Source organism: Endozoicomonas sp. SESOKO3 (genome assembly GCF_024606255.1).
Genome location: NZ_JAHHPR010000246.1, coordinates 1 through 9,302, shown reverse-complemented (window position 1 = coordinate 9,302; position 9,302 = coordinate 1). Strand labels below are relative to the sequence as shown.

General features: G+C 48.0%; 13 protein-coding genes. 8 read left to right on the top strand and 5 right to left on the bottom strand.

What is annotated here, in order from left to right; all coding sequences use genetic code 11:
- The 3 genes from KDK18_RS04425 to KDK18_RS04415 all read right to left on the bottom strand — a co-directional run.
- Positions 1-925 (bottom strand): hypothetical protein (locus KDK18_RS04425; protein WP_257253484.1); only part of this gene is annotated, 925 nt, incomplete at its 3' end.
- A 189-nt stretch (positions 926-1,114) separates the two neighbouring features.
- A complete protein-coding gene (gene erpA / locus KDK18_RS04420) occupies positions 1,115-1,471 on the bottom strand; it encodes an iron-sulfur cluster insertion protein ErpA (RefSeq protein WP_257253483.1) in 357 nt (118 codons plus the stop codon).
- A 155-nt stretch (positions 1,472-1,626) separates the two neighbouring features.
- Complete coding sequence (locus KDK18_RS04415) at positions 1,627-2,424, bottom strand: DUF6776 family protein (RefSeq protein ID WP_257253481.1); 798 nt, start codon at positions 2,422-2,424, stop codon at positions 1,627-1,629.
- A 196-nt stretch (positions 2,425-2,620) separates the two neighbouring features.
- Here KDK18_RS04415 and KDK18_RS04410 point away from each other — a divergent pair, with 196 nt between their 5' ends.
- Both KDK18_RS04410 and KDK18_RS04405 read left to right on the top strand, forming a co-directional pair.
- On the top strand, positions 2,621-3,313 hold the full coding sequence (locus KDK18_RS04410) for a CDP-alcohol phosphatidyltransferase family protein (protein ID WP_306670857.1): 693 nt from the start codon (positions 2,621-2,623) through the stop codon (positions 3,311-3,313).
- Positions 3,301-3,474, top strand: a complete 174-nt coding sequence (locus KDK18_RS04405) for a hypothetical protein (protein WP_257253479.1) — start codon at positions 3,301-3,303, stop codon at positions 3,472-3,474. The genes KDK18_RS04410 and KDK18_RS04405 overlap by 13 nt, the downstream gene beginning before the upstream one ends.
- 65 nt (positions 3,475-3,539) lie before the next feature.
- On the opposite strand, the gene KDK18_RS04400 is transcribed toward KDK18_RS04405, so the two are convergent.
- Positions 3,540-3,749, bottom strand: coding sequence for a cold-shock protein (locus KDK18_RS04400; protein ID WP_034832746.1), 210 nt, complete (start codon positions 3,747-3,749; stop codon positions 3,540-3,542).
- Between the two features lie 209 nt (positions 3,750-3,958).
- On the opposite strand from KDK18_RS04400, the gene KDK18_RS04395 reads away from it, so the two are divergent.
- The 3 genes from KDK18_RS04395 to KDK18_RS14640 are packed head-to-tail and all read left to right on the top strand — an operon-like array spanning position 3,959 to position 4,964.
- Complete coding sequence (locus KDK18_RS04395) at positions 3,959-4,141, top strand: hypothetical protein (RefSeq protein WP_257253478.1); 183 nt, start codon at positions 3,959-3,961, stop codon at positions 4,139-4,141.
- A gap of 42 nt (positions 4,142-4,183) precedes the next feature.
- Positions 4,184-4,696: a GNAT family N-acetyltransferase gene (locus tag KDK18_RS04390; protein ID WP_257253477.1), complete on the top strand. Its 513-nt coding sequence runs from the start codon at positions 4,184-4,186 to the stop codon at positions 4,694-4,696.
- Between the two features lie 28 nt (positions 4,697-4,724).
- Complete coding sequence (locus KDK18_RS14640) at positions 4,725-4,964, top strand: cysteine-rich CWC family protein (RefSeq protein ID WP_368736489.1); 240 nt, start codon at positions 4,725-4,727, stop codon at positions 4,962-4,964.
- On the opposite strand, the gene argC is transcribed toward KDK18_RS14640, so the two are convergent.
- Positions 4,909-5,952 (bottom strand): N-acetyl-gamma-glutamyl-phosphate reductase, encoded by a 1,044-nt coding sequence (gene argC, locus KDK18_RS04385; RefSeq protein ID WP_257253486.1) that lies wholly within the window; start codon positions 5,950-5,952, stop codon positions 4,909-4,911. The two genes, KDK18_RS14640 and argC, sit on opposite strands and share 56 nt — an antisense overlap.
- A gap of 352 nt (positions 5,953-6,304) precedes the next feature.
- Between argC and hemJ the strand changes: the two genes are divergently transcribed.
- From hemJ to KDK18_RS04370, 3 genes are all read left to right on the top strand, one after another.
- The gene (gene hemJ / locus KDK18_RS04380) at positions 6,305-6,727 is read left to right on the top strand and encodes a protoporphyrinogen oxidase HemJ (RefSeq protein WP_257253476.1); all 423 of its coding nucleotides are present in this window, start codon (positions 6,305-6,307) and stop codon (positions 6,725-6,727) included.
- Between the two features lie 96 nt (positions 6,728-6,823).
- Entirely contained in the window at positions 6,824-7,651 is an 828-nt protein-coding gene (locus tag KDK18_RS04375; protein WP_257253475.1) for a DUF805 domain-containing protein, read from the top strand.
- Positions 7,652-8,059: 408 nt separating this feature from the next.
- On the top strand, positions 8,060-9,247 hold the full coding sequence (locus KDK18_RS04370; protein ID WP_257253474.1) for an acetate kinase: 1,188 nt from the start codon (positions 8,060-8,062) through the stop codon (positions 9,245-9,247).
- The last annotated feature ends 55 nt before the right edge of the window (positions 9,248-9,302 follow it).

Genomic DNA, 9,302 nt, shown 5'->3' with positions numbered 1-9,302 from the left:
ATTCGTACACATGTTCGCCGGTAGATGGGTCGATAGAATCAGAACGATCCGTCACTGATTGGCTCGAAGACAGGGGTAATGTACTAACGTTCAAACTTTTGGGGACAACATATACAGCAGTGTTCTCTGGGTTACCGCGCAAACTATCTTCTGGTTTTTGTTTCAGATGACTGGGTACATCATATTGTGGCTCTTTTTTCAGATTCCCGGGTACATCATACTGTGACTCTTTTTTCAGATTCCTGGGTACATCATATAGTGGTTCTTTTTTTAGATTATTGGGTACATCATAAATATTGACCCGCTCAGGTTTTACATGTTCAGCAATTGGTCGTTTGACAATGTTACGTGGCTTTGCTTGAGGGGTCATGCCTCGATCCGGGGAGCGGTTGAGGTCATCCCTGTTTTTTCTTCTCGTTCGAGGGACAGGAATTGGCTTTTCTTTATTGCCCGGTTGCTCTTGCTGCCTGTTTTGAACAAGCTCATCGACCTGAACCATTGGCTGAAGAGGTTGCTTGGGCACTGATTTACCTCTTCTGGAAGCCACTGTCGGCGGCTGCTTCTTAATGCGTTGATTTGACTCAACTTCATTTCCACTCCTCTCCTGTTGGCCGGACCTTCGCAACCCTGGCTCTGGAGTGAAAGCAGAAACAGATCGACCTTCCTGAGGGAGCACCTGAATAAAAATCCTACATTCAGTCTTCATTGCCGCTCTTGACTTAAGCTCTATTGGAGGGTTCGATAGTCGTTGCTTGCCTTTCGACTGTTCAGACTTCAGAGAAGGAAGACCATGGGGGTCTGCTTTTCTGATTTTTCTCAGCATGCCTCCCAGCAGTGCTTTGACAGCACTCTTCCAGCCCCCCTCAACGGGCAGTGGAGTATATAAGGATCCATTACTTCCCTGAGAACCTGAGACATTTGCCATCACACACCATCCATGCATGCATTGATATTCCTATCAGTATAATAGTCCTTCAAGTTCAACGCATTGCGACGACTTTCGAGTCATAGACTCCTGAAAGAGTATATTTCCTGTAGCATTGCTCTGGTCAAAAAAATGGCGGGAGAGAGAAGGAATATCCGGGCGGAGGGGCCCGCCCGATAGGAAGAGCATTCAAATGGAAAAAGAAGAGCCACATCCACAAGTGGCGGTTGCATTGGGATTTTTCACCAGAAATCTGGAACCTTCCAATCCTTCTTCGTAATCTACCTCGGCACCCACAAGATACTGATAACTCAGTGAATCCACGACCATTTCAGCTCCCTTCTTTTTAACCAGGGTATCATCGTCTGCCAGCTGATCGTCAAATTTGAAGCCGTATTGAAAACCTGAACATCCACCACCAGTCACGTAAACACGAAGCCTCAGGCACTTGTTATCTTCATCTTCCATGAGCCGATTGACTTTATTTGCGGCATCATCCGTCAGTAAGATCGGGTCCGGCATTACCGTTTCAACTGCTGCGCTCATTTATCCTCCCGTGCTACCTGATCGCCACAGGCAGCCACGCTGTCTCTATCTACTTTCAGAGCCCTGCTCTATAGCACCTCTGATATGTATAGCTGTAATAATAGGCTGAGCCCATTATCCAAGTAACCCAGTAAAGCAGTCAACTACTCAAGGACTCAACCGCTGTCGGTCAACTCATTTTTTATATCGGCGTCTAGCTCTTCCTGCCAGTCCAGAACGCTGGTAAGGCTCCGCACTGCACCGCTTTTGACCTTGATGCTGACTGTCACTTTCTCGGGCTTAAACCCATCGGGAAGAGTCAAATCGATATAGTCACGATTTTCAGGGAAAGCCTGAAAATAACGGAACTCAAGTGCCTGGGATTTTTCCAGCCCGGCCAGCTCCATCAGGGACAAAGACGCTTTCCTGTTATCTTTCACCCCCCTGACAGAGACATTCAGAGTCCCTTTGAGAAACGGGTTGTCTCTGGCCACCTGGGAAACCACCATTCTGAAGCGATACTGGTTCTTCTCTTCACCCTTTAGCAGATCAAATGCGTAGAGCTTTATACCTTCAGCAGTATCTTCCGGAGCAAGAATACTCTTGTAAAATGCCAGATCCTTACTCAGCAGAGCTTTCTCATCTTCCAGATCCCGAATAACAGTGCGAACACTGTTTGCAGCTTCGCGATCCACCTTACTGGTTCTTTCCAGGATGACCAGTTTCTGCCTGAGCGACTCCTCGACACCCGCCAGGCTTTGCAATTGATTCCTGAGTTCTGAGTTTTCCTGCCTGAGTATGGCTGCCTCGGTATCGGAAAACCGTCCCCCAAGATAATAGGAAAGAGCCGAAGCCAGAACAAAGGCCAGTAGGACAAAAAGCCTGATTTTAAGCTCCCTGCCGGGGTCATGACGCACCACCTTCATACTACCCGGCGGCTTGACGCCCTGAAAAACAGAAAGAGGATCTGGCATCTCACTTATCCTGATAAAAAAGCGGCATAATGAATTTTTCGGGTAAACTTATGCTTTCAGAAATAATCCCAAGAAGCTCCTGACAACCCAATGCATTCAAATTCGCAAGACTATACACAAGCCTACTCACCATCACAAACCGCCACTCCGGCGGCTCAGAATAGTAACACTTCGACTCTTATAGCACGATCAAGGTATGATAGCCCACCGTGACTACTCACTGCCTGAGACAATGATGCTTGATCGATGGACTTCCCTCTGGATCAGATCGCCTCTGAACCTTCTCGCCCGTCCACTAAAAAAAATGGGTGTTCGGGCTGATCAGATCACTCTGACCGGTTTCCTGATCGGATTAACGGCCGTACCCTTGCTGGCATTTGAGTTCTACTTGCCGGCTCTTGCGGTCATTCTTTGTAATCGTCTGATGGATGGGCTGGATGGCGCCCTGGCAAGGATAACACACACCTCGGATGCCGGTGGCTATCTGGATATTACCCTGGATTTCATCTTTTATTCAGCCGTTGTGCTTGGTTTTGCCTTTGCTGATCCTGAAAAAAACGCCCTGATGGCCAGTCTACTGATTTGCACTTTTATGGGAACGGGCTCCAGCTTTCTGGCCTACGCGATTATGGCTCAAAAGAAAGGTCTCTCAGATCCTAACTTCAGCAACAAGTCCTTCTATTACCTGAATGGACTGGCGGAAGGCACAGAAACCATCGCTATTTTTGTGCTCTTCTGTTTGCTCCCTCAGTATTTCCCGATTCTAGCTGCAATTTTTGCTGCAATCTGTATCCTGACGACCACGACAAGAGTCTGGGGGGGTTACCAGACCATCAGGCAGGCAGACGAGCTCGACGTCCACAGTGAAAGACAACCATGGAATTATTGAAGATACTGTTTCTCCTCTTTATTGCGCTGGCCGTGGTGGTCATGGCAACAGAACGGTTTGGCAAACCCATGAGCCGGGAGAAACAGTCAAGACTGTCGAAAATAGCCATCATCCTGATTCTGGTCATGCTGGTGGCCAGAATCATCAAAGAGATCGTCTAAACGCAGAAAGGCAGCGCTAAGCGCTGCCTTTATTATTCACTGCCCAGAGGGAGCGTGAAGAGTAATCAGTCGATTACTTCGATGTTTTCAGCCTGAGGACCTTTAGCGCCCTGGGTCACTTCAAACTTAACACGCTGGCCTTCAACCAGAGTTTTGAAGCCTGTACCAACGATCGCTCTGAAGTGAGCAAACACGTCCGGGCCAGAGTCCTGGCTGATGAAGCCGTAACCTTTGGATTCGTTGAACCACTTAACTGTTCCTGTGGAAGCAGACATAATCAATTCCTGAAATTGAACAAAAATAGGGTGGTCACACAACATGACCGCTTAGCTGAAAGCGTCGCTACTACTTATGATTTATCAGGAAGATCTACAACTATGGAACTTCGAAACGCAAGACATAAATATAAGGCATAACTTAAAGCTAAGCTAATTGTATCTCAATTAACTCCAGAAGCAATGAGTACAACACGATTAAAGATATCGTGAAAATCAGCAGATACAACCCCTGCAACATTGATATAGAGACAATCTGCATGATTATTTCTCATAACCACTACCTTTCTTCATTATTTCCCGTCAGAACCTGCGACTGGAAGACAGCCATCGTCAATTATCCGGCCTCCGTTAACACTCTGTCATACAACTTGCATCGAACATTCTGGTAGAGAATACTGAGGTTTTCAGGGTACCACATAGAAGTAGAGATCATGGAAATAAAAATACGACACCAGGAAGACCGGGACTTTCCTCATATTGCAGAAATGTTTGAATATGAAGACCTGGCAGAAAACACCTCCCAGATCCCCTATAACCACTGCGACCACTGGAAAGAACTGTTCCAGTCCCGAAGCAATGAATCTATTCAACTGGTTGCAGAAGTCAACGGCAAGGTTGCAGGTCATCTCGGTATTCGTATGTTCAGTAAGCCACGTAAAAAACACGTTGTGACTTTCGGCATCAGTGTACATCCTGATTTTCAGGGACAAGGAGTAGGATCAAGGCTGGTTGATGAAATGATTCAGCTCTGTGATAACTGGCTGAATGTTGTTCGTATTGAACTGGGCGTGTTCACAGAGAACAAACAAGCTATTGCCCTGTATAAAAAGTACGGCTTTGAAATTGAAGGGACCTCCCGCTTTGACTGCTTCCGCAGAGGCCAGTACAGCAGCACCTACCAAATGGCCAGAATCAGACCGGACCTACTGGAAAAGCTGCCGTAGTATCATGCTTTCAAAACAGGAATAATCCGTGAATCCAAAACGCTGCCCCCTTTGCCAAAAGGAAAATCATTGCGCCATCAGTGCAGGAAAACCTGCCAAACAGTGCTGGTGTATGAAAGACTTGAAGAAACCCTCAGTCAATACACCAGCTGTTTTAATGCTGATCCCTGAAGCTGACACCTCCTGCTACTGCGAACCCTGTCTTGAAAAAGTCAAGGCATCAGAGCAGGCGCATCAAGGCCCGCTGTTTCCTTCAGCCCGCACATGATATTCATATTCTGGATCGCCTGACCTGCTGCTCCTTTCACCAGATTATCTATAACCGACAGAATCACTACGGTATTACCACCCCGTGGACGATGAACGGAAATACGGCACTGATTGCAGGATTTGACTGAACGGGTCTCCGGATGACTGCCAGCAGGCAAAACATCAACAAAAGGTTCATGACTGAACCTGTTTTCATACATCCCCTGAAGATCAATGGAATGATCATTTACCGAAACATACGACGTTGCATGAATCCCCCTTATCATTGGAACAAGGTGAGGCACAAAAACCAGCTCGCCTTTGAAGCATTGAACTCCCTCCAGAGGCATTCTCCCTAAGCCCTGCCTGATTTCCGGCAGATGTCTGTGACCTGGCACACCGTATGCCTTGAATGACTCAGAAACTTCGCACAACAAACTGGCCACTTTGGCTTCGCGACCAGCGCCACTGACTCCGGACTTGGCATCTATAATGACATTGCCTTCTACCAGGCCGTTTTCCATCAGCGGCAACAGACCCAGTTGCGCAGCAGTCGGATAACAACCCGGATTGGCCACCAGCTGTGCAGATTTAATGGACTCCCGGTTCATTTCTGGCAAACCATAAACCGCCTCTGCCAGCAAATCAGGACAGGCATGATCAATACCGTACCATTGCTTCCAGTCACTGGCACTGGCCAGACGAAAATCAGCGGCCAAATCCACTACCTTCACACCTTTGTCCATCAGCTTAGGCACGGAGTTCATGGCAATTCCGTTGGGTGTTGCAAAGAAAACCAGATCGCAAGCAGCCAGGACATCATCATCAGGCTGTGAATAGGCCAATTCCATCTTGCCTCGCAGCCCTGGATACAGCCCACTGACAGAGTTACCTGCCTCTTTTCTTGAAGTAATCACCGTAACTTCGACGTCGGGATGAACCGCGAGAAGACGCAGCAATTCTGCCCCGGTATAACCGGTACCACCAACAATGCCTGCCTTGATCATGGATACGATGCCCCAAATAGAATACTTATTTAAAAAATAAGAATAATTATTTATACAAAGTCTTTCAAGACTCGCTTCGGAAATATTCTCTCTCAAACGTGGTGCCATTCACCCGGAACTTCAAAAAATATCTGAGAATCCTCTCAGACATCTTATGCCCCTTCAGAACGGCAAATCACTTTAGCAGCCGGGTTTCAGCAAAACAACGCTCAGCACACGGCAAGCAATGTCTACAATGACCATGAGCCCGCTCAGCTGTGCAACTTGATATCGAAACCTGGACTCTTTTCCGCTACTCTCTGTTCGTAACTCTCCGTTCGTCATTAGTACTCAACACTCAAGGATCCTGTGAATGCTCTGGGTTAAAGCCTTTCATATTATTGCGATGGTCTGCTGGTTTGCGGCCCTTTTCTACCTGCCAAGACTCTTTGTTTATCATGCCATGAGCGAAGATCAGGTCAGCAATGAACGATTCAAGATCATGGAGCGTAAGCTGTATCGAGGCATTGCCCTGCCATCCATGGTCGCCACTCTGGTGCTGGGTATCTGGTTACTCCGTTACAACCCGTCCTATTATATGAGCAGTGGCTGGATGCACGCCAAACTGGCACTGGTGGTTCTGCTCATTGGCTATCACCACATGTGTGGCGCGTTCCTAAAAAAATTTGCCAATAATGCCAACACTAAATCAGACAAGTTCTACCGTATTTTTAATGAAGTGCCGGTTCTGTTCCTGATAGGAATTGTCATTCTGGTTGTTGTCCGCCCTTTCTGAAGGTAAACGACTTGCGTTTCCTGAATACCTGCCGATAAGACGCCCTGAGTGGAGACACCCTGAACAGGTGTTTCCCAGAGCTCAGGGGATCGTGTGATGAAGCGCAAAGATTATAAAATTATTTTTGAAGGACAGATTCTGCCTGACTTTTCCGAAGCTGAAGTCAGAAATAATCTGGCTCGACTCTTCAATGCCGATGCCCAGCGCATTGACCGTCTATTTTCAGGCAAACCCTATGCGGTTCGAAAACCTGTCACCAAGAAGGAAGCCCGCAAATACGAAGAAGCCATTAAAAAGGCCGGCGGACAATGTCAGATTATGTCCCTGGATGGCTCGAAAAAATTGCCTCCCACTGAAGAGAACCACTCATCTATCTTTACTGAAACGCCGTTATCAGGAAGCCCCAGACAAAATAGCAATGAGCCATTGCGGCTGTTAAGACGCATCGGACGAAGCCGTTATCTGGCAATGAGCTGGCTGGTGGTGGCTATAGAAGCGATTGCCATTCTGCTTCCTGATTATTTACCGATGCTGATCGGCGCAGCCCTGACCATTCAACAGACTGTGTCAATGGCCCTGGGCATTCACATTCTGGCCATCATGCTCACACTTTATCTGGTCATCACCCGACTTCATGATATGGATCGGAGCGGCTGGCTGTCGCTATTTCTTGTCATTCCCGTCGTCAACATCCTTTTCCTCTTCTGGCTCAGTATTGGCGCAGGCACAAAAGAAAAAAACAACTACGGAGAGCCTCCTCTACCCCCCACCAACCTGACACGTGCACTGGGCATTTATGTTCCCATGTCTTTGATACTTATTGGTGTCGCGGGCGCTTATCTCTATCAGGAACAACTGGTAGCGTGGATTCAGATGTTGCCCGAAGTCACCTCGGAATGGACAGGCCTTGAGTATCGCGGATAAAAGGCTAAATTACCTTTGTATCCCGAGCAGGTTTTTACGATAGGGTTTGCCTCTCTGCGGACAACCGCCCGTCGAGACTGTAAAAATTCAATAGAAGCATTGAAAAACAGCATCTGAATACGCATCTTTACGCAGTCCACTGACTTGCTTCAGTGGTTATAATCCTAACTTTTATAATGTCGTCCGTATTCTGACCGGATGTTCGTCTGGTGAATTGCAAGTTATCTCTATTCACTCCCGGTTTTCGAACATCAAACCAACGGGCCACCATGACGCAAACACTTCAGTATTGCACTCAGCGTGCTTCAGTGCGCAGAGTGCAATACTGTTGGTAAATACCCCTTCAGGAGGTGACCGGAGTCAATCGGTCGACCTCTCATTGCCCGTATCCTGTTAGGTACTTTTTCAATGAGCAAAGATAGCATTCTAGTCATCAACTGCGGCAGCTCATCCCTCAAATTCGCAGTGATCAACCCGACAACGGAAGAAGAGAAAATCAACGGCATCGCTGAACGCCTGGACAGCAGCGAAGCGGTTCTGCGCTGGAAAATCAACGGAGTAAAAGGCTCTCAGGCGCTGGGATTGGCTGCACACGAAGCAGCTCTGGAAGCCCTTATTGGCCTTCTGCGTGAAGAAGGTCTGATTGAAGGCATCTCCGCCATTGGTCACCGTGTTGTTCACGGTGGTGAGAAGTTCTCTCAGTCCTGCCTGGTGACCGATGAAGTTCTGCAAGCCATTGAAGACGGCATAAAGCTGGCCCCTCTGCATAGCCCGGCCAATCTGGCGGGTATTCGTGCTGCTCAGAAAATTTTCCCGGGCATGCCCAATGTTGTTGTTTTTGATACTGCATTCCACCAAACCATGCCAGCAGAGGCTTACCTCTACCCGATCCCATACAATCTTTACAAAGAACACGGTGTTCGTCGCTACGGTTTCCACGGGACCAGCTACCGCTATGTCGGTCAGGCTGCTGCCGATATGCTGGGTCTGGACATCAACGACAGCAATCTGGTAGTGGCTCATCTGGGTAACGGCGCTTCTGCCTGCGCGATCAAGAATGGTAAGTCAATTGATACCACCATGGGCCTGACACCTCTGGAAGGTTTGGTTATGGGCACTCGTTCCGGTGATGTTGATCCTAACCTGTTCAACTTCCTCAATAAAACTCTGGGCTATACCCTTGAGGAAGCCACCGACCTCCTGAATAAGAAGAGCGGCCTGTTGGGTCTGTCTGAAATGGACAGCGACTGTCGTGTTATTGAAGACGCTGCAGCTGAAGGTAATGAGCGTGCCCAACTGACTCTGGATGTTTTCTGCCACGTTCTGGCTGAGAAAGTAGCTGGTTTTGCTGCGGCCATGGGTAAGATTGATGCCCTGGTATTCACCGGCGGTATCGGAGAGAACTCCAGTGTCATTCGCAAGAACGTCATTGAACGTCTGAGCATTTTCGGCTTCGAGGTAGATGAAAAGCTCAATGATGAAACTTTCCGGGGCAAGAGCGGTGTAATTACTCAGGAGGGATCTACGGTTGCAATGGTAGTTACCACCAACGAAGAGCTGATGATTTCCCGTGACACTCAGGCCCTGATCGCCTGATTCAGCCTGGGGTCTGTTTTAAGGCCCCATGTTTGACTTGTTTGCAAACATTTCC